Annotated in this window: 22 protein-coding genes and 2 tRNA genes; 11 read left to right on the forward strand and 13 right to left on the reverse strand. The window is 70.7% G+C overall.

The window, feature by feature from the left end:
- Positions 1-36 precede the first annotated feature (36 nt).
- Entirely contained in the window at positions 37-1,098 is a 1,062-nt protein-coding gene (locus GA0070616_RS29470; protein WP_091084477.1) for a hypothetical protein, read from the forward strand.
- A gap of 264 nt (positions 1,099-1,362) precedes the next feature.
- Here GA0070616_RS29470 and GA0070616_RS18820 read toward each other — a convergent pair whose 3' ends face one another.
- A complete protein-coding gene (locus tag GA0070616_RS18820; protein ID WP_091084481.1) occupies positions 1,363-2,685 on the reverse strand; it encodes a glycosyltransferase family 87 protein in 1,323 nt (440 codons plus the stop codon).
- 72 nt (positions 2,686-2,757) lie between these two features.
- Between GA0070616_RS18820 and orn the strand changes: the two genes are divergently transcribed.
- Together orn and GA0070616_RS18830 are read left to right on the forward strand one after the other, a co-directional pair.
- Entirely contained in the window at positions 2,758-3,348 is a 591-nt protein-coding gene (gene orn, locus GA0070616_RS18825) for an oligoribonuclease (RefSeq protein WP_091084485.1), read from the forward strand.
- Positions 3,349-3,442: 94 nt separating this feature from the next.
- Positions 3,443-3,518 (forward strand) — tRNA-His (locus GA0070616_RS18830).
- A 66-nt stretch (positions 3,519-3,584) separates the two neighbouring features.
- On the opposite strand, the gene GA0070616_RS18835 is transcribed toward GA0070616_RS18830, so the two are convergent.
- Both GA0070616_RS18835 and GA0070616_RS18840 read right to left on the reverse strand, forming a co-directional pair.
- Positions 3,585-4,199, reverse strand: coding sequence for a YdeI/OmpD-associated family protein (locus tag GA0070616_RS18835; protein WP_091084488.1), 615 nt, complete (start codon positions 4,197-4,199; stop codon positions 3,585-3,587).
- The gene (locus tag GA0070616_RS18840) at positions 4,196-4,717 is read right to left on the reverse strand and encodes a VOC family protein (RefSeq protein ID WP_091084493.1); all 522 of its coding nucleotides are present in this window, start codon (positions 4,715-4,717) and stop codon (positions 4,196-4,198) included. The genes GA0070616_RS18835 and GA0070616_RS18840 overlap by 4 nt, the downstream gene beginning before the upstream one ends.
- A gap of 71 nt (positions 4,718-4,788) precedes the next feature.
- On the opposite strand from GA0070616_RS18840, the gene GA0070616_RS18845 reads away from it, so the two are divergent.
- A complete protein-coding gene (locus tag GA0070616_RS18845; RefSeq protein WP_091084497.1) occupies positions 4,789-5,592 on the forward strand; it encodes a helix-turn-helix transcriptional regulator in 804 nt (267 codons plus the stop codon).
- Positions 5,593-5,674: 82 nt separating this feature from the next.
- On the opposite strand, the gene GA0070616_RS18850 is transcribed toward GA0070616_RS18845, so the two are convergent.
- Both GA0070616_RS18850 and GA0070616_RS18855 read right to left on the reverse strand, forming a co-directional pair.
- Positions 5,675-6,991 carry a L,D-transpeptidase gene (locus GA0070616_RS18850; RefSeq protein ID WP_091091110.1) on the reverse strand — a complete coding sequence of 439 codons (1,317 nt, stop codon included), beginning with the start codon at positions 6,989-6,991 and terminating at the stop codon, positions 5,675-5,677.
- 157 nt (positions 6,992-7,148) lie between these two features.
- Complete coding sequence (locus tag GA0070616_RS18855) at positions 7,149-8,396, reverse strand: L,D-transpeptidase (RefSeq protein WP_091084501.1); 1,248 nt, start codon at positions 8,394-8,396, stop codon at positions 7,149-7,151.
- 222 nt (positions 8,397-8,618) lie between these two features.
- Here GA0070616_RS18855 and GA0070616_RS18860 point away from each other — a divergent pair.
- Together GA0070616_RS18860 and GA0070616_RS18870 are read left to right on the forward strand one after the other, a co-directional pair.
- Positions 8,619-8,694 (forward strand) — tRNA-Lys (locus GA0070616_RS18860).
- Between the two features lie 555 nt (positions 8,695-9,249).
- Positions 9,250-11,763 carry a DEAD/DEAH box helicase gene (locus tag GA0070616_RS18870; RefSeq protein WP_245712829.1) on the forward strand — a complete coding sequence of 838 codons (2,514 nt, stop codon included), beginning with the start codon at positions 9,250-9,252 and terminating at the stop codon, positions 11,761-11,763.
- Between the two features lie 8 nt (positions 11,764-11,771).
- Here GA0070616_RS18870 and GA0070616_RS18875 read toward each other — a convergent pair whose 3' ends face one another.
- The 3 genes from GA0070616_RS18875 to GA0070616_RS27720 are packed head-to-tail and all read right to left on the reverse strand — an operon-like array spanning position 11,772 to position 18,110.
- Positions 11,772-14,717 (reverse strand): OST-HTH/LOTUS domain-containing protein, encoded by a 2,946-nt coding sequence (locus GA0070616_RS18875; protein WP_091084512.1) that lies wholly within the window; start codon positions 14,715-14,717, stop codon positions 11,772-11,774.
- Positions 14,714-17,548 carry an AAA family ATPase gene (locus GA0070616_RS18880; RefSeq protein WP_175440129.1) on the reverse strand — a complete coding sequence of 945 codons (2,835 nt, stop codon included), beginning with the start codon at positions 17,546-17,548 and terminating at the stop codon, positions 14,714-14,716. Before GA0070616_RS18880 ends, GA0070616_RS18875 begins: the two co-directional genes overlap by 4 nt.
- 22 nt (positions 17,549-17,570) lie before the next feature.
- Positions 17,571-18,110: a hypothetical protein gene (locus tag GA0070616_RS27720; protein WP_139128944.1), complete on the reverse strand. Its 540-nt coding sequence runs from the start codon at positions 18,108-18,110 to the stop codon at positions 17,571-17,573.
- A gap of 206 nt (positions 18,111-18,316) precedes the next feature.
- Here GA0070616_RS27720 and GA0070616_RS18885 point away from each other — a divergent pair, with 206 nt between their 5' ends.
- Complete coding sequence (locus tag GA0070616_RS18885; protein WP_091084518.1) at positions 18,317-18,868, forward strand: hypothetical protein; 552 nt, start codon at positions 18,317-18,319, stop codon at positions 18,866-18,868.
- Positions 18,869-19,213: 345 nt separating this feature from the next.
- Positions 19,214-20,239: a DUF4394 domain-containing protein gene (locus GA0070616_RS18890; RefSeq protein ID WP_091084521.1), complete on the forward strand. Its 1,026-nt coding sequence runs from the start codon at positions 19,214-19,216 to the stop codon at positions 20,237-20,239.
- 186 nt (positions 20,240-20,425) lie between these two features.
- Here GA0070616_RS18890 and GA0070616_RS18895 read toward each other — a convergent pair whose 3' ends face one another.
- Both GA0070616_RS18895 and GA0070616_RS29195 read right to left on the reverse strand, forming a co-directional pair.
- The gene (locus GA0070616_RS18895; RefSeq protein WP_217628215.1) at positions 20,426-20,863 is read right to left on the reverse strand and encodes a hypothetical protein; all 438 of its coding nucleotides are present in this window, start codon (positions 20,861-20,863) and stop codon (positions 20,426-20,428) included.
- A gap of 77 nt (positions 20,864-20,940) precedes the next feature.
- Positions 20,941-21,072, reverse strand: a complete 132-nt coding sequence (locus tag GA0070616_RS29195) for a hypothetical protein (protein ID WP_281188201.1) — start codon at positions 21,070-21,072, stop codon at positions 20,941-20,943.
- Positions 21,073-21,260: 188 nt separating this feature from the next.
- Between GA0070616_RS29195 and GA0070616_RS18900 the strand changes: the two genes are divergently transcribed.
- The gene (locus GA0070616_RS18900) at positions 21,261-22,028 is read left to right on the forward strand and encodes a sugar phosphate isomerase/epimerase family protein (protein ID WP_091091115.1); all 768 of its coding nucleotides are present in this window, start codon (positions 21,261-21,263) and stop codon (positions 22,026-22,028) included.
- 91 nt (positions 22,029-22,119) lie between these two features.
- On the opposite strand, the gene GA0070616_RS18905 is transcribed toward GA0070616_RS18900, so the two are convergent.
- Entirely contained in the window at positions 22,120-22,305 is a 186-nt protein-coding gene (locus tag GA0070616_RS18905; RefSeq protein WP_091091119.1) for a DUF397 domain-containing protein, read from the reverse strand.
- Positions 22,302-23,069, reverse strand: a complete 768-nt coding sequence (locus GA0070616_RS18910; RefSeq protein WP_091084525.1) for a helix-turn-helix domain-containing protein — start codon at positions 23,067-23,069, stop codon at positions 22,302-22,304. The genes GA0070616_RS18905 and GA0070616_RS18910 overlap by 4 nt, the downstream gene beginning before the upstream one ends.
- Before the next feature lie 255 nt (positions 23,070-23,324).
- Here GA0070616_RS18910 and GA0070616_RS18915 point away from each other — a divergent pair, with 255 nt between their 5' ends.
- Positions 23,325-23,588, forward strand: coding sequence for a hypothetical protein (locus GA0070616_RS18915; protein WP_245712830.1), 264 nt, complete (start codon positions 23,325-23,327; stop codon positions 23,586-23,588).
- Positions 23,585-23,881, forward strand: a complete 297-nt coding sequence (locus tag GA0070616_RS18920) for a hypothetical protein (protein ID WP_091084534.1) — start codon at positions 23,585-23,587, stop codon at positions 23,879-23,881. The genes GA0070616_RS18915 and GA0070616_RS18920 overlap by 4 nt, the downstream gene beginning before the upstream one ends.
- 68 nt (positions 23,882-23,949) lie before the next feature.
- Here the strand turns inward: GA0070616_RS18920 and GA0070616_RS18925 are convergent, their stop codons facing one another.
- Positions 23,950-24,765, reverse strand: coding sequence for a DUF72 domain-containing protein (locus GA0070616_RS18925; RefSeq protein ID WP_217628267.1), 816 nt, complete (start codon positions 24,763-24,765; stop codon positions 23,950-23,952).
- Between the last annotated feature and the right edge of the window lie 70 nt (positions 24,766-24,835).

Consider the following 24,835-nt stretch of genomic DNA (forward strand, 5'->3'; position numbering starts at 1 on the left):
CTGCCGGGTACCTGGCTACGGAGGGGGACGAGGCGGATGCGGGTCGTGCGCGTGCTGGCCGGAATGCTGCTGTTGGCCGCCGGGGTTCCGGCGCTGTTCGTCGCCGCCGGGCTCGGCCTGCTCACCGGGCACGCCGAGCCCGACGGGGCGTTCTCGGCCCGGTTCGAGACCGTGCAGACCGCCGGCCACGCCGTCGTCGTCGACGACCTGGACAAGCTGCTGCGCGCCGAGGCGCCGTTCGTCCGGGCGGGGCGGGCCGAGCTGCGGTTGCAGGCGCGTACGCCGGACGGGCCGGCCTTCCTCGGCCTGGCTCCCACCGCTGAGGTCGAGCGCTGGCTCGCCGAGGTGCCGCACGCCGCGGTGCGCCGGGTGGCGCTGGCCCGTGGCCCGCTGCCGGTCCGCCTGGCACCCGCCGGGCCGTCGAGGGCGTCGTCCGCCGCGCCCGTGCGGCCCGCGACGGCTCCCTTCTGGGTACGCGACGGCGTCGGTGCCGTGGAGTGGAACCCGGCTGACCTCCAGGATCGGCGGCTGAGCCTGGTGGTGATGCGTCCGGACGGTCGTGCCGATCTCACCCTGGACCTGCGCGCCGAGTGGGAGGCCGGGTGGATCGCCCCGGTGACCTGGGGGACGTTGACCGCAGGACTGCTGCTGGTGATGGTGGCGGGGCTGCTCCTGCTGCGCCCGGTGGGCCTGCGCGAGGTCGTCTGGGTGGTCGAGCCCGACCAGGTGCCGGTGCTCGCCGGCCGGCTCGGGGTGACGTCGCTCAGTGGGCTCGGCGCGCAGCCGACCGGGCCGCGTCCCGGGGTGGAGCGTCAACTGGTGGCGGTGGGTGCCGCCAGCCGTCCGGCGCTCGGGCCCGTGCCGGCACGCCGCCCGGCCACCCTCGCCGACCTGCCCGCGCCGCAACGCCCCGCCCCGGCCGGTGGTGCCGTTGCTGCGGGCGGTTCCGCTCCGGCCGCTCCCGCCGGTGCGGCTGGTGGTGGTGCGGCTCGTGGCGGCGAGTCGATCGCCCTCACCCTGGCCTGGCCGCCGCTGTCCGCCGCCGAACAGTCGGATCGGCTTCGCCCTGCCGTCCCACCGGACGGCCGCCGACGGTGACGTCGCTGAGCCGGCGGTGCCGCCGCTGAGCCGCCGGGTGACCCGTTGAGCCGGCGGTGCCGCCGTTGAGCCGCCGGTGCCGCCGTTCAGCCGACGGGTGACCCGCTGAACAGCGGCGGACGGCCCTCCGCGCTGCCGACGCGGAGGGCCGTCCTGCCACCGGGGGATCGGTGCCTGTCCGAGAAGAGTCCGGGGCAGGTGTGACCAGGTTAGCGGCAAAGGGCCGCTGTCGGGAAGAGTGTCCCTTTCGGTGGTCTCGTCCGGCTAACGCCCCGGACGGGCTCCGCCGCCCGACGGGGTCGCGCCCCGTGCCCCTGACCGGCCCGCCTGCCGCCCGCGCCGTGACCCGACGACCCGCACCCCGCCCGTCGGCAGCGTCACCAGCAGCAGCAGCGCCAACAGGACGTACGTGTTGCGCAGCAGGAACTCCACCGGCGAGTCGGTGCGTACCGGAGCCACACCCCAGTCCTGGAAGGACACCACGCCGTACACGATGATCGCCGACGTGCCCACGGCGAGCGTGGCCCAGCCGCGTCGCCGCCGCGCACCCGCCGGGGTCGACCGGTCGGCGCTCAGAGCCGCGTCGGTGAGCACCACCACCGCCGGGATGAACCAGTAGATGTGGTGCGTCCAGGTGATCGGGCTGACCAGCGCCCCGACCAGGCCGGTCAGGGTCAGGGCGACCAGTGGCCGCCCGGCGCGGGTGGCCCGCACCGCCCGCCACAGTCCGTAGGCGACCACGACCGCGACGAGCACCAACCAGGGCAGCCGGTGCGGCTCGGTCGGGGCGGTGATGCGGCTGAGCAGGCCGAACAGCGACTGGTTTCCCGTGTAGTCCGTGCGGCCCACCCGGTCGGTGGCCCACAGCTCGTGTGTCCAGAAGCGCCAGGAGTCGCGGGGCGCCACCGCCGCCGCGAGCAGCGTCGCCACCGCGGCCGTCGCGCTCGCCACCGCCGCCGCCCGCCACCGCCGGGTCGCCAGCAGGTAGACGATGAAGATGCCCGGGAAGAGCTTGAGCGCCGTCGCCAGCCCGATGCCGACGCCCGCCCAGCGCCCGTTGCGGGGTACGGCGAACAGCACGTCGGCCAGGATCAGCACGACCAGCAGCATGTTGATCTGGCCGAAGGTGATCGTCTCCCGGGTGCTCTCCACCGCGAACACCAGCAGTACGCCGATGCTGAGGATGAACAGTCGGGGCAGATGGTGCCGGGCGGCCAGCGGTTCGACCAGCCATCGGGTGGTGACCACCACGCCGACGCAGGTGAGGGTCGTGAAGATCGCGATGGTGGCGCCCAGCGGCAGCACCGCGAACGGCCGCAGCAGCAGCGCGGCGAAGGGCGGATAGGTGAAGTACAACTCGCCCTGCACCCGGTCCGGCTGCACGTAGTCGTACAACGGGTTGCCGGCCGCCCACCAGTCCATGGCCCGCATGTAGATCTTGAGGTCGAAGAAGTCGTGTACGAGACCGGGCAGGTAGAGCGCCGGGAGCACGGCCGCCAGCGCCAGCACGGCGACCACCCGGCGGACCTTACGGCCGCCGGAGTCGTGGTCGGTGTCGGCGGGCGGCGCGGCTGTTTCGGCGGACACGGGGAAACCCTAGCGGTCGGTCGCGCCGACGGCGCGGTGCCACGGGTCGTGCGCTGCGCGTAGGCTTGGCCGGTGGCTGATCTTCTCGTCTGGATCGACTGTGAGATGACCGGGCTCGACCTTCGTGGCGACAAGCTGATCGAGGTCGCCGCGCTCGTCACCGACCCCGACCTCAACGTGCTCGGTGAGGGTGTCGACGTGGTGATCCACGCCGACGAGGCGGCGCTGGAGGCGATGCCGGAGATCGTGCGGACCATGCACGGCAAGTCGGGGCTGACAGAGGAGGTGCGCCGCTCCGCCGTCACCCTGGCCGAGGCCGAGGACATGGTGCTCGACTACGTCACCAGTCACGTGAAGGATCCGCGCAGCGCGCCGCTGTGCGGCAACTCCATCGCCACCGACCGGGGTTTCATCGCCCGGGACATGCCCCGTCTCGACGCCCATCTGCACTACCGGATGATCGACGTGTCCTCGATCAAGGAGTTGTGCCGCCGCTGGTATCCGCGGGTGTACTTCGGCCAGCCGCAGAAGGGGCTGGCGCACCGGGCCCTGGCGGACATCCGGGAGAGCATCCGGGAGCTGGAGTACTACCGGCGTACGGTCTTCGTCCCGCTGCCCGGTCCGGACGTGGAGACCGCCAAGGCCATCGCCGCCGAGTTGTGACCCCCCGCCGACAACCCGGTGGACGCGGTCGGCAATGGTGGGGGTATGATTTCTCCGCACCCGCCCGGGGCGTTCGACCGGGTGCGGCGGCATGGTGGCTGTAGCTCAGTTGGCAGAGCACCGGGTTGTGGTCCCGGTTGTCGTGGGTTCAATTCCCATCAGTCACCCCAGGTAAGACCCAGGTCAGGGCCGGTTCTCACCGGCCCTGACGCATTTTCAGGGGCATGGTGGGGGCGCTACCGGGGGTGGGGTGTCTCACCGCGAGCCAGCATCTCGATCAGGCGATCGAGCCGGCGCTGCCGGGTCTGTGGGGTGCGCGCCGTGGTCACCCGGAACAGGACGGCGTAGCGGTTCTGGGCGTTCAAGGTGTCGAACGTGCGCCGAGCGGCCTCGACCTCGCCGAGGGCCGCGACGAGGTCGTCCGGCATCTCGATGGTCGCTGACCCGGCGTAGGCGGCGTCCCAGCGGCCGTCGGCTCTGGCTCGTTCGATCTCGGAGAACCCGCGCGGGCGCATTCTCCCCTCGTCGATGAGCCGCGCCACGTGCGTGACGTTGCGGGCGGACCACAGGCTGCGCTGCCGGCGCGGGGTGAAGCGTCGCTGGTACGTCGCGGTGTCGACGGTCCTGGACTGGCCGTCGATCCACCCGCTGCACAGTGCCTCGTCGAGGGCCTGCGCGTAGGTCAGCGACGTGGGAGTGGTGACGCCCTTCTTCGCCAGCGTCAGCCAGACCCCGTCGGAGGCGTCCTCGTGGTCGTCGAGCCACGCCCGCCACGCCCCGGCGTCGGCAACGACGAGCGGGCCGCCATCGTCCGCGCGGTGCTCTGCCCGATCCGGTGGCTGATCGGTCATCCGGCGCTCGATGCCTCCTGCGTTGCCGCCCACGCGGCGATCCTACGCGCGCTCTCGGCCTCGGAGAGATCCTCGACGCGGGACATGATCGACCAGCGGACACCGAACGGGTCGCGGATGGAGGCGAACCTGTCGCCGGAGACGAAGGTGCTCACCGCTTCGCGGACCGTCGCTCCGGCCTGTTCGGCACGCTCGACGACCGCATCGACGTCCGCGCAGTACAGGCCCATCGAGTAGCAGGCACCATCCCCTCCGGGTGCAGGCACCAGACCGTGGTCGGGACTGGGCTCGCCGAGCTGGAGCCTGCCGTTGCCGAAGTCGAGCTCCGCGTGCACCGTGACGCCCCCGATCTCGGTGACGTCGACCACCCGAGCGCCGAACACCGACCGGTAGAATTCGATGGCGTCCGACGCACCTTCGACGGCCAGGAACGGGGTCAGACTCGTCGAGCCGTGTGGGATGCCGTCGGTGGTGTGCTCACCCGTCGCCCCGCGACGGGGCGTGTCGTGTTCGTCCATGAATCGACCGTACGTGTGTGCTCGCGGCACCGGCTTGAAGATTCGCGACGACCCGGCGGGAGGGCACCACCATGACCAGCCTCGGCAGCGGACGCGGCATCCTCTACCCCGCCCGGCTGCCGTCCTTCCACCGCGTCCCGGCCCCTGCGGAACTGAGCGAACTCGTCCGGTGGTTCTGGATTCCGCGGTGGAACCTCGCGCCCGGCAGAACCTCCCGCCAGGAACTGTTGCCGTTCCCGGCTTCCAACCTCGTGGTCGAGCCCGGCGGCGTGTCCCTCGTCGGCCCCACAACCGGGGTGTCGCACCGGGATCTCCGTGGCCGCGGTTGGGCGGTCGGCGCCCTGCTGCGACCAGCCGGGATCGCGTCGCTGCGCACCGCCCCAACCGACATCCGGGACACCCACGTGCCCTTCGACGCCCCGGACCTGCACCACACCGTCTCGGCCGCGATGCGCGACGACGACGAGACGGCTGGTCGGGACCGCGCGGTCCTGGCCTGCACGGAGTTCTGGGCGGCTCGGGCCCTGACACCGCCCGACGAGGGCGGCGCGCTGGCCAACGCGATGGAGGACCTCATCGCCTCCGATCCGTCGATCGTGCGCGTCGACCAGGTCGCACAGCACCTCGGCATCTCGACCCGTGGCGTGCAGCGGCTGGCACAGCGTCATGTCGGGCTGACACCCCTGGCCATCATCCGCCGCTACCGGCTGCAGGACGCCGCGCAGCGACTACGCAACGACCCCTCGGCGACCATCTCGCAGGTGGCCGCTGAACTCGGCTACGCCGACCACGCGCACCTCAGCACCGACTTCCGGCGCGTCCTCGGCTTCACCCCGAACTCCTACCGCAAGGGCGAGAACGCCCCGTCGAGGTAGGCGGAACGTCGCCACCTCGACGGGGCGGAGGAGACCGTCCCGGGCCGGTGCGGCGAACGGCCCACGTCGTTGGTCGCCCGGGTCACGGGTTCGGGGTGACCTCCGGGTCGGCCGTCTCCGGGTCGGCCGTCTCCGGGTCGGCCGTCTCCGGGTCGGCCGTCTCCGGGTCGGCCGTCTCCGGATCCGCTGCCGCCGGCTCGTACGGCAGGGCGCTGCCCTTGACGTACTGCTCCCAGCTCATGTTCCAGTCGGTCCAGCCGTTGCCGTTCTGGAGCTTCCGCTCGGTGCCCTTGACGGTCACCGGATCGCCGATGTGGGTGTTCTTGAACAGCCAGGCACCGTTGGCCATGGACACGTTCACGCAGCCGTGCGAGACGTTCCTGGTGCCCTGCTGCCCCTCCGACCAGGGCGCGGCGTGGATGAACTCGCCGCCCCAGGTGAGCCGCTGGGCGTAGTCGATCTTCGTGCGGTAGCCCTCCTCGGGGCCCAGTTCCTCGTACGTGTCGAAGACCGTCTTGCGCAGTTTCTCGATGACGACCATGGTGCCGCTGGACGACGGCGTGCTCTTCTTGCCCAGGCTCACCGGGATGGTCCTGACCACCGAACCGTCCTTCGTGACGGTCATCCGCTTGGTGCGGTTGTCGACCGTCATCACCACCGCCGGACCGATCTTGATGTCGACGGTCAGGTCGGCGCGGCCGTACCAGCCGTCGCCGAGCGGCAGGCCCCCGGCCTGCACCCGGTACGACACGGCGCTGCCCGCCTGCCAGAACTCCTTCGGCCGGTAGCGGATCTCGGTGGGGCTGGCCCAGTGCCAGATGCCCTCCTGGGCGGGCGTGGCGGTGACGGACATCCGGCGCTGCACGTCGTCGCGGTGGCTCTCCGGGATCGCCCGGCTGAACCGCACGATCAGCGGCATGCCCACCCCGACGGTCTGGTCGTCGCCGAGGAAGCTCATCACCCGTACCTGGTTGGCGGGCTTCGCCATGGTGGTGAACGTGCTGGTGGCCGTCGCCGGTCTGCCGTCGTCGCCGGTCGCCGTCACGGTCGCGGTGTAGGTCTCGCCGTACTCCAGCGCGCCGGTCGGCAGCCAACTCGCGCCGTCGGCGGCGAGAGCACCCTCGACACTCTCGCCGGCGGCGTCCTTCAGCTCGACGACCGTGTCCTCGGCGTCCTTCGTGGTGAACGTGATCGAGGTCGACGCCGGCACATCCGTCGCGTCGGCGGCCGGTTCGGTGATGGCGGCCGACGCCTTCGGTGCGGCCGGCTGGTCGACGCCGCCGTGCCAGCCCGAGGGTTCGTCGCCGCCGCCGGTGCAGCCGGAGGTCAGTGCCAGGGCGACGGCGAGCACTCCTGCCGCCAGTACGCTGCGCCGCCGGTTCGTGTCCCGAACTCGCATGGTGTCCTCACAGTCGTGGTCCTGATCGCCCATCGTCTCTCACAGACGCACCGGAACACCTACCCGTTGCCGAACGTGAACCGAAACACGTTAGGGCGGATTGTCCGGATGGTGACAGGACTCCGGTCGTGGCCGACCCTCCCGCGCCGACGACGGCTCAGAACGCCGGGCCCGCGCCACCCTCCGGCACCGGCAGGGCGCTGCCCTTGACGAACTCCGCCCAGCTCAGGCTCCACGCCGTCCACCCGTTGCCGGCGGCAAGCTTGCGCTCGGTGCCCGTGATGGTGATCGGGTCGCCGACCCGGGTCTTGCCGAACAGCCAGCGGGCGTTCGCCATGGAGACGTTCACGCAGCCGTGCGAGACGTTCTGTCGGCCCTGCACGTTCTCCGACCAGGGCGCGGCGTGGATGTACTCGCCGCCCCAGGTGAGTCGCTGGGCGAACTCGATGTCGGTGACGTAGCGGTTCTCCGGATCCGGGTCGTCCATGGTGTCGAAGACCGTGGCCTCCTTCTTCTCCATCACCACCATCGTGCCGCTGGAGGAGGGCGTCTTCTTCTTGCCGAGGCTCACCGGCACGGTGCGGACGACCTGGCCGTTCTCGTACACGGTCATCTGCTTGGTGGCGTTGTCGACCTTCATCTCGAAGGCCCGGCCGATCTTCGCCGTGGCGCCGCGGTCCACGTTGCCGTAGCGGCCGTTGCTCAGCGGGATGCCGGCCAGCGCGATCCGCACGCTCAACGTCGTGCCGGGCTTCCAGTACTCCGGGGCCCGGTAGTACGCCTGGGTGCCGTTGTCCACCCAGTGCCACGCGCCGGGCTGCGGCGGATCCGTCCGGACGAACATCCGCTTCTGCACGGCCGCCCGATCCTTCTCCGGAATGCCCGGATGGAACTCGGCAACCACCGGCATCGCCACGCCGTAGGTCCGGTCGTCGAACAGGTACAGCCCAGAGTTGATCATCGACGACGGTTTCCTCATCGTCGTGAAGCTGCTGGTGCCCTGGCCGGCGGTGCCGTCGGGTCGGGTCGCGGTCACCGTGGCGGTGTAGCGCGTGGCCCACTTCAACGGTGCGGACGGCACCCACGAGGAGCCGTCCGCGCGCAACCTGCCCTCGACCTCCTTGCCGTCGGAGGTGGTCAGCGTGACCTGGGACACCTTGCCGCCGTCCGGTAGCTGCGCGCTGATCTCGGCGCTCACCGGGCGGTTCTTCGACCCGTCGGCCGGGCTCACCACCAGGGCCGCCCCTGACGGTGTCGTCGCCGGATCCGGGCTGGCGGTCGAGCTGGGTGCCGCACCGTCCACGAACTGCACCTGGCCGCGGTCCTCACCGCAGCCGGTCAACGCCATCGACGCCACCAGGCCCAGGACACCCACGATCGTCCCGGCCCGCGCGAACCCGCCCATCCGTACCTCTGTCTCTCCGGCACGCCGGCTCACCCGCCGCCGCACGCCTTCCCGCACCTGGCGGACATCGTGCCGCATGACGCTTGCCCGGCCAGCCCTGGTCGTCGACATAGCGGGGTGTTTGTCCCTTACGTGTGGGAAAGATCGACCAAAGGGTGGACCCGGGGATCGGATTGGAACCCCGCTCACGGGGCGTGCTAATCTTCTCCCCGTTGCCGACGAGCGCCGCTAGCTCAACTGGCAGAGCAGCGGACTCTTAATCCGCGGGTTCGGGGTTCGAGTCCCTGGCGGCGCACCAACGATCAAGGCCCTGACCTGGTGGTTATCACCGGGTCGGGGCCTTTTTCGCGTACGTCGGTGGTGGGTGGTCGCTCGGTGGGTGCTCGGGAGCCGTTGGACCGTGCCGGCGTTGCTGGGACGTGTCGTTGTTCCGTGGACGCCTGCGCTCATCGCAGTTTCTGGTGACCGAGGGCAGTCACGAGCAGCGAGACGCATTGCTGGGCGCCCACCTCGGGCGGGGCGTCGGTGACCATTCCCATCCGGGCAGGCGACTGGACAAGGCGATCTACGTGGCCGAGGTGATGCCGCTGCTGGTGAATGTGCGTCGGTGCTGGCCACTGTCGGGGGTGGAGTACCAGCGGGCAGGCACAGTCCCCAGCTTCACGCGTACGATACCGTCCCTGGACCCCCTCGATCCGCGGTGAGCATGAACAAGACGGAGCGCGAACAGACTCGTCGCCTTGCGGCGGATCTCAGACGGTGGAGCCAACGCGCGGCGGACGTCCAGGCCTGGCACCAGGCTGTCCAGGACGCGGCCAGCGGCGACGAACAGGCCCTGCGCTCACGGAGTGTCATGGTCGGCCGTGCGGGCGAAGCCGCCTGGCGCGTGCTCCCACTGCGGATCAGCGACGTGGCGGTCGTCCGGCGGCTGTGGCAGAGAGCCACGCTTCCCGTGGCGACGACCGACGACCGCGCACTGCTGCGCCTGCTCACCAGGGACGTACCCCGGGCCATCGCCGACGTCGCACCCGTGCTCGGCGTGCGCCGTTTCTTCACCGGCTCGGCGAGGAGACAGTCGGCCGTCGTGGCAGGCGAGTTCCTGCGCCGGCACCACGCTGCGGTCGTCGGCAACGGCGGGCCTGGTCGCCTGGAACGCCTCGGCGCTTTCACCGCGCCGGCCGAGCCGGGCAGGCTCGGGTTGGCGGCGCTGCTCGACCCGGCTCTCCGCTTCGACCTCGTCTCCGGAACGGCCACACCGGCGCCCGAGATCCTGGACCGGCCGGTCGTCGACGGACTACCCGACGCGCTGGACACCATCGCCAAGGTCGTCGCAGGCGAAGCCTCGTACCGGTCAGCGGCGCGCGATGCAGGTGAGCAGGTCAGACGCGCCGGGGTCCGACAGGTCCTCGGCGAGATGCCGGTGGAGGCGTTGAAGACCGCCACCCGCGACCGGCTCCGGCTGGGGCCGCTCACCGAGGCGGGCATCAGCACCGTGCAGGAGGTGCTGGACGACGGTGTGAACCTGCAGGCGCTTCCGGGCGTCGGGGAGACGTCAGCCCGGCGCATGCTCGGGGCGGCACAGACCCTGTGGCGGACGACGTACGACGAGATGCCGATCCGGATCGACATCGACCACCGTCGCCCGGAGACCACCCGGCTGCTGCACTGCCTCGCCGAATGGGACTCGTGCCGGCAGACCCGAGGAGCGGCTGCCGACCTCGAACGGGCAGCCGAACTCGAACCGCTACGGGCCGCGATCACCTCCGGTGTCACCCACCTGCTCGTCATCCCGGCCCGGCAGCTCGCCGCCGCAGGGCTCGCCGAGAGCATCCAGCTGGTCAGACGGCGAGCCAAACTGCTCGGCACGTCGTCCGCGTCCGGCCGGCGGAACGTCGGCGTGGACCCGTGGGACGACTTCCTCGCCCGACCCGCCGACTACTTCGCCATGCTCGCCGAGCTGGGGTTCGTCACCGAGGATGACGACGCGGTGCACGGCGACCTCCCGGAGGAGATCATCCAGGCGGTACGCGACCAGGTGCTCGACGGTGAACACCTGACCGCGTCGCTGCGCGGCTACCAGAGCTTCGGCGCCCGCTTCGCGCTCGTGCAGCGCAAGGTCGTCATCGGGGACGAGATGGGCCTCGGCAAGACCGTCGAGGCGCTCGCGGTCCTCGCTCACCTGCACAGCAGGGGGAAGACCCACTTCCTCGTGGTCTGCCCGGCGGCGGTGGTGACCAACTGGGTGCGCGAGGTCTCGAGCAAGACGAAGCTGCGGGCGTGCCGGGTCCACGGACCGGAACGCGACCGCGCCGCCCGCACGTGGCTGCGCGACGGCGGCGTCGCCGTCACCACCTACGAGACCCTGGCGTGGTGGGAGCCCGCGCTGCGGGAACTCCGCGGCCTGGCGTGCGTCGTCGTCGACGAGGCCCACTACATCAAGAACCCGCAGGCGCAGCGGACGATCAGGACGAAGCGACTCGTGGAGGAGTCGGAACGCGCGATCCTGCTCACCGGTACGCCGCTGGAAAACAGGGTCGACGAGTTCCGCAACCTGGCCTCCTACGTACGCCCGGATCTCACCGTGGACGCCGACGACCTGTCACCGCGGACGTTCCGCCGGCAGATCGCACCGGCGTATCTGCGCCGCAACCAGGAGGACGTGCTGGCCGAACTTCCGCAGCTCATCGAGGTCGAGGAATGGCTACCCCTCTCCGCAGCGGACCGCTCGCGGTATCGGGGCGCGGTCGAGCGCGGGAACTTCATGGAGATGCGCCAGGCGGCGATGCTCGGAGCAGCCCAGTCCACCAAGATGCAGCGCCTCGTCGAGATTGTCCGCGAAGCGGCGGAGAACGAGCGCCGCATCATCGTGTTCTCCCACTTCAGGAACGTGCTCGACCTCGTGGCCCGATCGTTGCCGGGGCCGGTGTTCGGGCCCCTCACGGGCTCTGTGCCAGCCGGCCGACGCCAGCAGCTGGTGGACCAGTTCTCGTCCGCCAGGCACGGCGCCGTCCTGGTGGCCCAGATCGTGGCCGGTGGCGTCGGGCTCAACATCCAGTCCGCGTCCGTGGTCGTCATCTGTGAACCGCAGCTCAAGCCGACGACCGAGGCGCAGGCGATCGCCCGCGCGCACCGGATGGGCCAGGTGCAGTCGGTGCAGGTCCACCGGCTGCTGTCCGAGGACGGCGTCGACCAACGGATCACCGAACTGCTGGCGGGGAAGAGGCGGATCTTCGACGACTTCGCACGGGTCAGCGACATGGCTGACTCGAGCCCGGAGGCGGTGGACCTGTCCGAGGCTGAGCTCGTCCGAGAGGTCGTGGCCGCCGAACGCCAACGCCTGTTCGAGCGTGACTCTGCCGAGGCGTGAGCCGCAGGTCAGTCAGGCGGCTCGCGATCGTCGACCAGGGCGACCGTGATGTCGGCACCCGACTGGCCGACCACTCGCACCCGGTGCGGCATGGCACGGAGAAGGTCACGGAACCGGGCGAAGCCGAGGGTCTGTTCGCTGAACTGCGGATCGAGGCGCAGCATGGCGGCCTTGACCGCGCTGGCGGTCGGGGTACGCACCGGCAGGGTGTCGATCGCGCGGACCAACAGGTTCTCCGCCGCCGCCAGGTCGCCGACCTGGATCGGCCGCACGACCGTCGGGTGATTTCCCGCTCCCGTACGCGCGTCGTCGCCCTGTCGAGGCTCCTCGGCCGGCGGGTTTCCACGGTCGAGGGGAACAGCTCCTGCCGCCGTCGGGGACCCCGGCTGCCGACTGTGGAAGTAGCCGGTGAGGTCGTCGACAATCCGCAGACCGGGGCGGGGCGCGGCGGCGACGGCGGCGAGGATCTCGGCCCTTCCGCTGACCAGCAGCACCTCGCCGTGCCGCAGCACGTCATCGACGACCCGTACGATGTCGGCCACCCGCAGCACCGCGTCGGCTGCGACATCCGCGACGTGCCAGTCGAGGTGCCGCGCGGCCTGCCGGAGCCGATGCAGGCCAGGAACGTCGGCGGATGCGAGCACCGCCACGTTCGGGCGTCCCGCCGCCAGGTACGTCCGCAGGGACGCGAACTCCAGGCGCTGTGTCCGGGCGATCGCGCGGGTCCACACCTGGTCCACGACGATGGTGAGTCCACCCGGTTGAACAACCGGTATCGCCACCGGCGGTGGCGTGGCGGGCAGGCGGGCAGCGGGATCGAAGACCGGCAGGGGCATCGGTGGCCCGTCGGCCGGTGCGGTCGGCGCGGCAGGTGCGGTCGCCAGGGGCGTCGACGTGCTGGTCGAGGCGGCCGGTACGCCGCGTACGGCGGATGATCCGGGAGCGGGCAGAACGTCGACCAGGGTCAGCCCGCCGTTGCGGTCACCGATGAGGATCTTCCCCGCACCGGTGACCACCGTCCTGGGTAGGGCCGCCGGAACGAGCACGGCCAGCGGCCCGCTCGCGTCCATCGCCCAGCAGCAGACGTCGCCGTCGTCGGCGATGGAGACCACCCAGGAGCCGTTGTCGCCGACCGCCAGCGACCGGACCTTCTGGTCGGCGCGGTGCCGACCCAGCTCAGTGGATCCGAAGCCGTTGACGCTGAGCCGGCGTACCGTCCCGGCGTCGTCCCCGAGGACCACGTCGTTGCGCGTCACCGCGATGCACCGGATCGGGCGGGGACGGCTGTCCGCCGAGCCGAGGGGTCGCCAGTTGAGCACCTCGTCGTCGGAGGGATCGGAGCGCCACCGCAGCAACCGCCGGTAGTCGTCGGTGCTGATGACGAACTCCCCGTCGGGCGACACGGCCACCCGGCGTACCCGGTTGCTGTTGTGGAAGCCGATGGTCCTGGGCGGCTGGGGCGACGTGAGGTTCCACCGCTGGATACTGCCGTCGTCGCCGGCGGTGATGACGGCCCGTCCGTCGGGCGTGACCGCCAGGTCTTGGTACGTCCCCTGGTAGCGGCGAGCGTTGATCAGCCGTGGCGTGTCCGGGTTCGCCAGGTCGTGCAGGAGCAACTCGTTGTCGTAGGTCAGCGAGACGAATCCGCTTCCGTCGGCGAGCACGGCGATCTTCCTGACGCTCGCGTCGCTGAGGCGTACCGGCTCCGGCGGGGTGGCGGTGCCCAGGTCCCACAGGTACACGCCGTCACGCCCGGCGGTGACTGCGGCGGAACCGTCGGCCAGGCAGCGGACCGTCCAGATCTCGAAGGTGTGCCGCTGACCGGCGTTCGCCGGTGCGTCGTCGGCGAACCGGTATCTCAGCAGCAGCCCGTCCTTGCCGGCGCTGATCAGGTTGCCGGACCGGTCGCACGCCAGCGCGGTCACCGACCGGTCGTGTATGCCGAGCACGGTCGGCCCGGCGCCGGTCGGGAGGTTCCAGGCGAGCACCTGCCCGTCGGTGCCACCGGCGATCACCTGGCCGTTGTCGGTCACCACCACCGCCCAGAGTTGCAGGCTGTGCCGGCCGAGTAGCCGGGCCACCGTCTCGCCGGTGGTGACGTCCCACACGTAGACACACCCGGTGCGGGTCACCGCGGCGACGACGGTGCCGTCCGGGCTGACCGTGACGGCGGTGTACGCGTCCTCGGCTTCGGCGACGAGCTGGCGGGCGGCAGGGTCCTCCGTGGTCAGATCCCAGAACCACACCCCGCTCCGGCCCTGCGAGGTGACGGCGAACGAGCCGTCGGGGGCGATCGCCGCAGCTCGGACACCCCCGAACGTGGGTTGCCGCAACGCCCGTGGTGCCTCTCCGGGGCGTCCGACCAGAGTTGCCCCGTCGTCGCTGCCGGAGACGACCGTGGTGCCCTGCGCGTCCATGGCGACAGCGCGCACCGCCCGCTCGTGCCGCCAGAGCAACTGCGGCGGTCGACCCGGCTTCAGCACGTGCCAGAGGTGGACCGATCCCTCGTGGTCGCCGGTGACGGCCCGGTCGGCGGCGGCGGTTCCGGAGACCGTCGAGATGCGGTGCCGCAGCACCCCGAGGCTCTCCGGCCAGGCGGCGGAGGATCCGCCCTGCCACCGGTGCAGGGTCTGGTCTTCGCCACTGAACAGCACCACCGACCCGTCGGCGGACACGTGCAGTCCGGTGATCTGCCCGCGGTTGGGTCGGATCCGTTCCCGCAGCACGCTGGTCGACCAGCGGGTGGCCAGGGTCAGGCCGACATCAGGGCGTCGGCCGAGTTGCCGTAGTCGCCGCATCGCCGGGCCGGCCAGCGTGGCGGACGCCGGGTCGAGCCGGCTCTGGTAAAGCAGCTGCTGGGCCACCGTCTGCGGCTGGTTGCGCAGTTCCGGCGCGGCCAGCTCGCTGGCCTGCCTGACCAGCGCGAGGTGCAACTGCGCGATCGACACGGTCATCGGCTGCTGGCCTCCTCCGGCCTGTCGTTCGGATACGCCGCGATGACGTACGACTTCTCGCCGGCGGCCTGGATCTCCAACCGGAACTTGCGGACGACCGGTTGCTGCCGGCGGTCGTACACCATGAGGAAGAGCAGACCGTCGTTGAGGATCGAGGTCGTCGGGTACTCCCGTTTGAGCTGCACGAGCTCCGCCTGCGCCTGCGCGTACGACGCGTACCGCTGGGGTCTGCCGCCGTCGCGCGGATTGCCCTTGACCCGGACGAGGATGGGATGGTGCCAGTTCGGGTGGGCTTGGGCCTGGGCACGGCGCCCCTTCTGTGGATGGCGGGCAAGGTCGACGGCCAGCTTCTCGGCCGCGATCGTCCACGAGCCGTCGGCCAGTTGCCGAACGCTGAGCCTCGCGTAGTTGCCCAGGTAACCGTTGCCGACCTCGCGTGGGTGCAACGAGTAGCCCCGGATCCACAGCACACGTTCGTCGGGGCCCATGTCCGGCGGCACGATCCGGGACGGAGTGAAGTCCATCGCCAGCTCCGCCAACCGCCGTTGCGCCTCCTCCCTGGTGGCGCGCCGTTCGTAACCATTGACGACCTCCGCTACGCGTGCCATCTCGACGGACGCGTAGAACGGTCTGCCGGTGCGCCCTGTCGTAGGTCGCGGCGTGGGGACGTGGGCGCCGGGTGAGACGAATCCACTCGAACGTGGACCGGCGTCGATGTCATCGGGATCCGCGGCACTGCCCGAGGTGTGCCGCCACAGGATCGGCTGATCGGTGTCGAAGTTCGCAAGTCGCACCAGCCGGCCCAGCCCGTCGATCACGACACCGAGCCCGAGCGTGATCGGATCGTGTTCGCGGGCGTGACGGACGCAGGTCTCGATCCACTCCCAGTCCTCGAAGAGCAGACCGAGAAGCCGGTGGCACTCGGCGATCACCGCCTCGTCCGGGCTGTCATCGAGAGCCTGCTCGGCCAGGTCGTGCACGACCGAGAGGGTTTCCGCCAGTGCGAGGCGGCCGGTCGTCGGATCCCACCCTGGCCCCTGCCCGTAGAGGGGGGTCAACGCGGTGAGGAAGCGCAGTCGTTCCGCGGTGAGCCCGATCGCCTCGTACGGCGGTTGCAGGGCCGGCACCGTCGGTTTCGCCCCGCCCGGTCGGCGAGGGTAACGCAGCAGTGCCTCGCGCAGCGTCGGATGCAGCAGTCGGAACCGGTCGGTCGCGGGATCCTCGGGCGGTACGATGTACCGCCGCTCAGGTCCCTCACCGATCGTCGCCGACACGTGTTCCCAGCTGGAGCAGGGCGGCCGTGCGGAGATCCTCGACAGGTTCGGTGTGGCCTGCCAGACTGCGGCCAGCTCGGCTGACGTCATGCCCTGCCGGGTGAGGGCGAGAATGCGCAGGAACCGCTCCACGTCGATGCGCGTGGTCGATGCCGCAGCAGCCTGGCCGGCTTCGATGCCGTCCAGCAGCCGGCGGACGGCCGCCACGAAGTAGTCGGCGGCGGCCGTGACCGGGGTGGCCGTGGAGAGCCAGCCCGCCATCGCCAGCGGATCGACCGACTCGATCTCGTCGAGGTATCCCGAGGCCACGATGAACAGGCCGTTGGACAGCTCGACGAGCCGGTCCGCCAGCAGGTCGGCGGTCTGCTCGGGCACGCCGTTGTACGTCAGCCTGGTGACCGCGTAGGAATGGATGTCTGCCTTGTCCTCGCCGTCCAGGTCGAGGGTTGCGGTCGGAACGTCCACCGCGTCGTGCCCGGAGAGCAGGACCTTGACGTTCCAGCGCATGAGTTCGTCCGGAGCGATGAGAAGGTTGCGGAGTTCGGCGAAGTCCGCGCTGCCCGTTTCCGCCAGTTCGTTGATGCCGTCCACCACGAGCAGCAACGGCGTCTCCGCTCGGCCTGCCGCCACCCGTTGCTCCAACTGTGCCCGAAGCACCGCCATGGTCGCCGACGACGGCGGCAACGACACCTCGTTGACCTGGATCCCGACGACCTTGTGGTGGGCAGTTCCCACCTGGACGTTGGCGAGCAGGACCGGGTCGGACCGGGCGTCGCCGAACGAGAGTCCGTCCTGTGCGAAGGCCCTGGCGAACCCCGCCACGAGCTCGGGCACACCCAGAGGTCTCGGCCGCGTGGCGTCGCGGAGCAGGGTGTAGGCGACGCGCAGATCGGTGCGCCGGTCCAGTCGTCGTGCCGCCTCGGCCAGCAGCCGGGTCTTGCCCGTGCCCGGTCGGCCGCGCACGAGCAGGACGGGCTCGTCCCGCGGATCGCCCGCCCACGCGCCGATCCGGTCCAGCAAGTCGTTACGAGCGTGGATGTACGGCACCGCCATCGACTGGGACGCCGCCGGTGCCACGGCCGTCCGGCACCCCACGACGACGCGCAGTCCGGCCTGGTCCAGCCGGTCGGGATCGGCGACGAGCCGCAGCAGTCGGATCGCCAGGTCGGGCCGCTGCGCACCGAGCTGCTCGTCGTCGTCCACGAGGACGATCCGCACGGACCTGACGGCGGAATCCTGGGGCATCCGCCGGCCCGGTGCCCCGGCCGACTCCTCGGCCGTCGCCAGCAGCCCGTCGAACGCCGCCGCCGGATCCTCTGCGGAGCTGGCGAACGAGCCGTCGGCCGACAGTCTCGCCCACTGCACACGGGCCGGCTCCGCCACGGTCCGGTTCATCGTCACGACGGACAACGCGAAGTCGTCCAGGATCTGTGTCTTCTCGGCGCAGGGTGGCCCGGTCAGGGCGAGGACGGGACGCACCTGGCCGATCGGCTGATTCCACCAACGGTTCAGCTTGACGCGCTCGGCGGAGGTGAGTGTGGCGGGCAGTGAGTGCATCGACTGTCCTCGTTCCCGCGAGTCAGGGGCCGATCCGTTCCGCACGGATGCCGGTGACCGTGCCCTTGGCTTTCCTGATGTCCTGCTCGGACTCGGCGCGCCCCTGAATCGAGCCGGCATCGATTCCCACGGCATCGCCATCGAGCTCGTCGATGCGCTGCACGGCCCGAACGCCCGACCGCTCACGTGCCTCGCCCCTGAAGGTGATGCGCTGGCCGACCACCGCCTCCAGGGCCAGCCGGAGCTGGTCGACAGCGGCGAGCGAGGCTGGGTCGTCCGGCGTGACCGGGTCGATGCCCTGTGCGTACGGGGCAGCTCCGGCCCACGCTGCCCGCAGCACGGGGGTCGCTTCCGTCAGCCGCTGCCCATCGACTGACGGCTCGGTCAACTGTCCGTCGAATGTGTCCTGCGGCAACTCGATGCGGTGCGTGACGTCGTCGGAGGGCTCGCTGGTTCGCTCCCGGCGCTGGCGGAGCAACTCGCCCGCCTGGTCGTAGAGGAACCGCACACCTTCGGTCAGAATCGCCCCGCCCACCAGCGCAAGCGTGATCGGCTCCGGCATGGTTCCCCCTGTTCGCGGGTGCTGGTAGCTCTCTGGCACCGAGGCTAGCCGCGCCACCTTGGAGGGAAGCCAGGGAAAGTCGTCATCCTGACTCAGCGTCCGCCCGATCCACATAGGAATTACGGGGTTTGTGAGTTGGTGTGGTGGGACACACTGGGCTCCGCCGTCGGCCGCTGCCGTCGGCGGACTCTCCGACAGGAGCGAGCATGCAGGCCAGATCGATCATCTCCGCTGCCACCGTGTTCACCCTGGCGCTCACGGTCACGTTGCTGCCGGCTGGTCCGGCGATGGCCGACACCGCCCTGGGCAGCTGTTACGACTCGGCCCCCATGCAGCATCAGGATCCCGTTGCCTGGCTCGCGCCGGGGAGGCAGCAGGCGACGTGGACGTCACCGATCAACATCATCCACAGCGACGCCTTCCGGGTGCGGGCGCAGGGCACCGTCCAGGTCGATCTGTGGGGCACCACCAAGAGCATCGCCGGCGAGCTGCCGGCCGCGCCCACCGCCGGCGGCTGGCCGGCACCCGGTGCTCCCCGGTACGCGCTCATCGCCCGGGTCACCACGGGCTCGATGTGGGTGAAGAAGACCCGCCGGGACCACGGGCCCAACTCCTGGTTCCCGGTCGGCACTGACAGCGACTGCATGCTGTACTCCAGCAACGGCGGTCCGGCGCCGCAACTGGTCTTCACCTACAACGACAACAACCTCGGCGACAACAGCGGCGGCGCGGCGGTCGTCGTACAGCAGTGGTTCTGAGGCTCGTCGCTCCGGAACGCCCGTCGGCTCGGCGCTCCGAGCGAGGGCGCAACGTGACCGGTGCGGGCGGGTCGAGGTGGGTCTGCCCGGTCGGGGTCGCGTCGGGATCGCGGCGGGTCGTGGCCGGTCACGGGTTGTCGCAGCCGGCCGAGCTGCGCCGATCACTGGGATCGACGAGCGGGCGGCAGTCTGGGTGGTGCTGGGTGTTTCGGCTGGTCAGGGATGCTTTCAGCCGAACGGGTTCACCATCACCGATTGTCATTCCGGGGGCTCCTGCGAGCTGCTTTCATGTTGCTGGGACCGATCGGAGGCTTTCGGTCTATCCGTGACAGGAAGGTACTCAACATGAAGTATCTACTCAACAGGCGTGTGCTGGTCGCTGGCCTGTCAGTCGCTGTCGGCGTCGGGGCGTTCGCCGGCCCGGCCGCCGCCGATGGCGGGTCGTGGGACGACGGGAAGCACGACCGCGACAAGGCGTGTCACTCCAACTACGGCCACGACAAGAACCGCTACGACAAGGGTGAGGACCACGAGTCGCGGTACGACGACGACAGGAGCGGCTACTGGTCGAAGTACGACGACCACAAGGGCGAGGACCGGTCGACGTACGACAGGAAGGGCGGCCGGGATGGGCTCAAGGCCATCGGGCTGACCGACGACCAGAAGCTGATCACATTCGACGTCGACAAGCCGTGGGACGCCTGCACCATCGGGCGGGTGTGGCTGGAGGACGGCGAGAAGCTCGTGGGCATCGACTACCGGGTCCAGAACGGCCACCTGTACGGCGTCGGTGACGAGGGCGGGATCTACCTGATCTCCACCCATGACGCGAAGGCCACCGAGGTGAGCCAGCTCAGCGTCCCGCTCAGGGGCCGCTACTTCGGTGTCGACTTCAACCCGGCCGCCGACCGGCTGCGGGTCATCAGCGACCAGGGCCAGAACCTGCGGCACAACGTCAACGACGACACCACCGTCGAGGACGGCACGCTCACCTACCCGCCGTCGACGGACGTCGCCATGGGCGTGACCTGTGCCGCGTACACCAACAACGACCTCGACCCGGACACCGCCACCACCCTGTTCGACATCGACACCGACCTTGACCAGGTCGCGGTACAGTCTCCCGCCAACGCCGGTCAGTTGGCCGCCACCGGCAGGCTCGGCGTCGACGCCGGCATCTGGGCCGGCTTCGACATCTACAGCAGCATCCGCGACGACAGGGCCGTCTACAACAAGGGCTACGCCGTTCTGCAAGTCGACCACGACAGCCAGCTCTACAAGATCGACATGCTGACCGGTGACGCCGACAAGCAGGGCACCTTCGGCGACTACACGGTCGTCGACCTCGCATTGCCACTCGACCAGCACTGAACCTCTGCGACACACACGTGGCGGGCGAAGGGGAGGCCGGGGCGTAACGGCCTCCCCTTCGCGCTGCCGCACCTGAACGGCCGGCTCGATGGTGGCGGCCGACATACCAACGGGGTGCCGCCGCTGAACTGGAGCCCCGGCCGGACACGATCGGCAGGAGTGTCCGGCCGGGGTCCGGAGGTCGGGTTACCCGGTGGTGGGGAAGTTGGTCAGCCCGTTCACCGCGTTGGTGACGGTGTTGGAGGAGTACACGACGTTGGGGTTCGAGGAGCATTTCGACGTCGACGTGACGTAGATGGCGTACCGGCCGACGTCGCCGAGGTCTGACGTGTTGATGCGCCAGGTGTTGCCGCAGCCGTAACCGTCGAGCAGGTTGTGCGTCTCGTAGCCGTTGGCGAAGGTGCCGGGCGTCCGGAAGGTGCCGGTGTTGCCCTCGATCAGGTAGTTCCTGCCCTTGACGTCGACCCACGAGTCGGCGGAGTTGGCTCCGGAGATGCCCCGGCCGTCGAACTGGTTGCCACGGATCACGCCGCCTTCGGTGCCCTCCTTGACGTTCACGTGTTCGGCGGTGACGTTGGGGCCGAGCTGATTGTTGAGCACCTGCACCCGGTCGGAGCGGTCCATCCCTGGGTGGCGGTGTCGTCGGTGGCGTGGTGGGCGGTGGTGGCGTGGTGGGCGGTGGTGCCGTCGGGGCCGCGCCATCAGCGGGGCCTTCCGTTGATGGTGCAGTTGGTGGGGATGCCGGTGCCGGAGGCGTTGCAGCCGAGTTCTCGGTGGCGGCAGGTCGCGGCGAGCGTGGCCGGCATGGTGGCGAGGAGCGCAGCTGTGCCCACCAGGAGCACGAGCCAGAGTAAACGGGTACAGGACCCGAAACCACGACCCGAGGACCCCACAGCGGGCATCGCCGGGATGGCGCAGGTCGCCGCCCGGGCACGTCGGCACCGCCGCCGTACGTCGGTTCCTGCGCCCGGTGGCACTGCGGCGCGTACCCGCCGATCTCGCGGCTATGGTGGTTTCCGACATGACACTGCGCCCCGGCCTGGTCTCGGTGACGTTCCGGCAGCTCACCCCCGCCGAGGTGGTGGCCCTGGCCCAACCGGCCGGCCTGCGTGGGATCGAGTGGGGTGGCGACGTCCACGTGCCGGCCGGCGACGACGAGGCGGCCCGCCGGGTCGCCGCCCTCACCGCTGGTGCCGGGCTGGAGACAGCGGCGTACGGGTCGTACTACCGACTGGGCCACTCGGCGGCCGAGGGCCTGTCGCCGGAGTCGGTCGTGCGGACGGCCGAGCTGCTCGGCGCACCCGTCGTCCGGGTCTGGGCCGGACGACGGCCCAGCAGCGAGGCCGACGCCGCCTACCGCGCCAGCGTCGTCGAGGACGCGCGCCGCATCGCGGACCTGGCTGGGGCGGTGGGCCTCACCATCGCTTTCGAGTACCACCGCGACACGCTCACCGACACCCGCGAGTCGACGGCGCGGCTGCTGGAGGCCGTGGCCGACCTGCCAATCCGCACACTGTGGCAGCCGCAGCCCGAGCGGGACCGCGCCGAGAACCTCGCCGACCTGCGCGCCGTACTGCCGTACCTGGCCAACCTGCACGTCTTCGCCTGGACACCGCAACGCAGACGCCTGCCGCTGCGGTGTCGATACTCCGACTGGGCGGCATACCTCGCCGTGGCCAGGACCGCCCCCGGGCAGCGGTACGCCATGCTGGAGTTCCTCGTCGACGACGACCCCGACCTGCTGGGTGCCGAGGCAGCCACCCTGCGCCGCCTGCTGGCCGACGCCTGACCGGCGCATTCGAAGCTCAGGGGACCAGATCCTGTCGGACGCCCACGCCGCCTGGCCGCCGTCGGTCCGGGTCGTCGTCCGACCGGTCAGGCTAGGCGCGGACCTGGGTGACGAACGCCTTCCAGGCGGACGGCCGGAACGCCAGCGCCGGCCCGGTCGGGTCCTTCGAGTCGCGTACGCCGACCACGCCGGGCAGGTTGTCGGCGACCTCGACGCAGTCGCCGCCGTTGTTGCCGCTTCTCGTGCTCTTGCGCCACGTCGCGTCAGTCAGGTTCAGGTCCATGATGCTGCCGCTTCCCTGAGGAGGTCGAGGGACTGTGCCCGGGACAGGGCTTCTGCGCGCACATGTTCCCAGCGCCGGTCCAGCGTAGCAACGTCCGCCGTTCGATCGATGATCTGCGCTTGTGCTTGGCTGTCGACGTGGGCGACCCGTCCGCCGTCCGGCATCTCGGCGATGGTGAAGGGGCCGCCGAGGCCGGGGTACATCCCCGTGCCGGCAGGCACGATGAACACCTGGACAGCGGGCCGGGTGGCGCACTCCGCCAGGTAGGCGATCTGTTCGGCCATCATGGCCCGCTCACCATTGAGCGTGCGCCGCAGGACCGATTCGTCGAGGATCGCGACGAGGAGTGGCGGACGTTCCCGGCGCAGGACCGCCTGGCGGCTGATCCGCGCGGTGACGAGATTGTCGACCTCTGCCGGCGTCAGGGGTTCGCCCGCGAGCGTCGCCCGCGCGTACGCCTCGGTCTGGAGGAGACCTGGAATCCAGGCGAGCTGGAAGCTGCGTAGGGAGAGCGCCTCCCGTTCGATCTCTGCCCAGGGCCGGAACCAAGCCGGCTCTCTTCGTTTGAGAGCGTCCGGCCAGAGTTCGGTGACGTCCTTCCCAAGGAGCTTTGCAACTGCGGCCCGATGCCGGGTCTGAGGAATTCGTCCGTGACTCGACCAGCGAGCGGCAGTCTTCGGGTCGACCCCTATCTGAGCTGCGAGGCTGTCGGCGGTCAGTCCAGCCTCGACCATCGCGGCTTGAACGGCCCGGTTCATCCGCGCTCCTCTCTGGAACGTCCCGTACGTAAGGTGTTCATTCTGCAACGCGGTGTGATTGCTCCGCAATCGTCGGCAGGGTGGGTTCGAGACGGCGCGACCGGTGGAGGCTGGTCCCCCCGGCCCGGTGGTCGCGTTCGTCGCCGGGGGCCGCTGCCGGGCGAGCATCCGCAGTGGCCCCCGGCCCCAGCCTTCCGACGATCGGGGACGCCTGTGCCGCCAACGTCAGACCCCCCACCGATCAGGCCGGGCGACGTGTTCCGGCTGACGCGGGCCGCGTCCCCGCAGTTCGTCACGCCGATCACCGTTCGGGTGATCCGGCACCGGTCGGACTGGTCCACCTACCAGGGCTGGGCGTGGATCGAGTGCTATCAGCTCGACGACCGGGGAGACGCGACCGCCCGCCGCGAGCTGTACGTCATGCCTGCGGGCATGATCCGGCAGACGGAATCGCCCTCGCCCGTACGACGGAAGCGCCGCACGCCGGCGCGGCGTACCTCCGTGCGGGCCGAGGGATGACCCGCCGCGACGGGCCGCACGTGCCGCTGCGTCCCCTGTGGTTGTGTCGGGTCTGCGCGCGACCCTGGCCCTGCGGACGCGCGAAACTCGATCTCCTGGCCGAGTACGACGGCAACCGCATCGGCCTGTTCCTTCACCTGGCCGGCTGCCTGCACGCCGCCATCGACGAGCTGCACCGGTGCGACCCTGTCGTGACGGGCAGCGCCGCCACCATGTACGACCGGTTCCTCGGCTGGCCCAGCCGATCGGGGCGGGTCGGCCGGGTCGGAAAGGATGCGGGATCGGTCGGGTGACGGCGGGCGGGCGCATCTCCGCTGCCGGAGCGCGCTGCCGCCGGACCGCCCCGGCCCGCACGCGCCCTTCAGAACAGGGTCAGCGGCTCGACGGGGATCGGTTCGGGCAGCGGTGCCAGTTCGGGAACGCGGGCGCGTATCTCGTCGTGGAAGCGGCGGGCGAGCGTCGGCGCGTCGGCGTTGTCGGGGGTGTGCACGAACATGGTGGGGGAGCGCCCCTCGCGCAGCCACCCGACGGTGAGGTCGACCCAGCGCTGCCAGCCCTCGACGGTCCGTTCGGTGGCGTCGCGGCCGAGGTAGCGCACGATCGGGCGGTCGGTCAGCGCGGTCGTGCGCAGCGGCAGGCGCGGCTTCTTCGTCCAGGCGTCCCGCTCCGCGTCGCTGGTCGGCGGGCTGGCGAAGAAGGCGGTGGTGTCGAACGGGATCCACTCGGCGGCCACTGCGGCGAGCACGGCTTCGAGCCCGGCCGCCGTCGCGGTGTCGGTGAAGAAGGCGGGGTGTCGCACCTCGACGGCGTACCGGTGGGTGGTGGGCAGCCGGCGCAGGAAGCGCCCGAGGGTGGCCACGTCGGCGGGGCCGAACGAGCCGGGCAGTTGGATCCACAGGGTGTCCGCGCGTGGGCCGAGTGGCTCGATGGCGTCGAGGAAGGCGCGCAGCGGGGCGTCGACGTCGGTGAGGCGGCGCTCGTGGGTGACGGTCTTCGGAAGTTTGAGGACGAACCGGAAGTCGGGGTCGGTCTGCTCGGCCCAGTTCGCCACGGTCTGCCTGGCGGGGGTGGCGTAGAAGGTGGTGTTGCCCTCGACGGCGGTGCACCGGGCGGCGTAGTCTCGCAGGCGCTCGTGCGGGGGCAGGCCGTGACCCGGCCACGCCCGGTGGCTCCACATTGCGCAGCCCACGTGCAGACGCACGACCCCTCCCCACCTCGGCCTGGGCCGGGACTGAAGGTCCGGCGTC

It is taken from the genome of Micromonospora nigra (genome assembly GCF_900091585.1).
GTDB classification, from domain to species: Bacteria; Actinomycetota; Actinomycetes; order Mycobacteriales; family Micromonosporaceae; genus Micromonospora; species Micromonospora nigra.

Excerpts from the sequence above, each read along its gene's own strand:
- GA0070616_RS29470 (WP_091084477.1), top strand. The coding sequence starts at position 37 with ATGCGGGTCGTGCGCGTGCTGGCCGGAATGCTGCTGTTGGCCGCCGGG.
- GA0070616_RS18835 (WP_091084488.1), bottom strand. The coding sequence starts at position 4,199 with ATGACCGATCAGCCACCGGATCGGGCAGAGCACCGCGCGGACGATGGC.
- GA0070616_RS18840 (WP_091084493.1), bottom strand. The coding sequence starts at position 4,717 with ATGGACGAACACGACACGCCCCGTCGCGGGGCGACGGGTGAGCACACC.
- GA0070616_RS18845 (WP_091084497.1), top strand. The coding sequence starts at position 4,789 with ATGACCAGCCTCGGCAGCGGACGCGGCATCCTCTACCCCGCCCGGCTG.
- GA0070616_RS18850 (WP_091091110.1), bottom strand. The coding sequence starts at position 6,991 with ATGCGAGTTCGGGACACGAACCGGCGGCGCAGCGTACTGGCGGCAGGA.
- GA0070616_RS18855 (WP_091084501.1), bottom strand. The coding sequence starts at position 8,396 with ATGGGCGGGTTCGCGCGGGCCGGGACGATCGTGGGTGTCCTGGGCCTG.
- GA0070616_RS18870 (WP_245712829.1), top strand. The coding sequence starts at position 9,250 with ATGGTCGGCCGTGCGGGCGAAGCCGCCTGGCGCGTGCTCCCACTGCGG.
- GA0070616_RS18875 (WP_091084512.1), bottom strand. The coding sequence starts at position 14,717 with ATGACCGTGTCGATCGCGCAGTTGCACCTCGCGCTGGTCAGGCAGGCC.
- GA0070616_RS18880 (WP_175440129.1), bottom strand. The coding sequence starts at position 17,548 with ATGCACTCACTGCCCGCCACACTCACCTCCGCCGAGCGCGTCAAGCTG.
- GA0070616_RS27720 (WP_139128944.1), bottom strand. The coding sequence starts at position 18,110 with ATGCCGGAGCCGATCACGCTTGCGCTGGTGGGCGGGGCGATTCTGACC.
- GA0070616_RS18885 (WP_091084518.1), top strand. The coding sequence starts at position 18,317 with ATGCAGGCCAGATCGATCATCTCCGCTGCCACCGTGTTCACCCTGGCG.
- GA0070616_RS18890 (WP_091084521.1), top strand. The coding sequence starts at position 19,214 with ATGAAGTATCTACTCAACAGGCGTGTGCTGGTCGCTGGCCTGTCAGTC.
- GA0070616_RS18895 (WP_217628215.1), bottom strand. The coding sequence starts at position 20,863 with ATGGACCGCTCCGACCGGGTGCAGGTGCTCAACAATCAGCTCGGCCCC.
- GA0070616_RS18900 (WP_091091115.1), top strand. The coding sequence starts at position 21,261 with ATGACACTGCGCCCCGGCCTGGTCTCGGTGACGTTCCGGCAGCTCACC.
- GA0070616_RS18910 (WP_091084525.1), bottom strand. The coding sequence starts at position 23,069 with ATGAACCGGGCCGTTCAAGCCGCGATGGTCGAGGCTGGACTGACCGCC.
- GA0070616_RS18920 (WP_091084534.1), top strand. The coding sequence starts at position 23,585 with ATGACCCGCCGCGACGGGCCGCACGTGCCGCTGCGTCCCCTGTGGTTG.
- GA0070616_RS18925 (WP_217628267.1), bottom strand. The coding sequence starts at position 24,765 with ATGTGGAGCCACCGGGCGTGGCCGGGTCACGGCCTGCCCCCGCACGAG.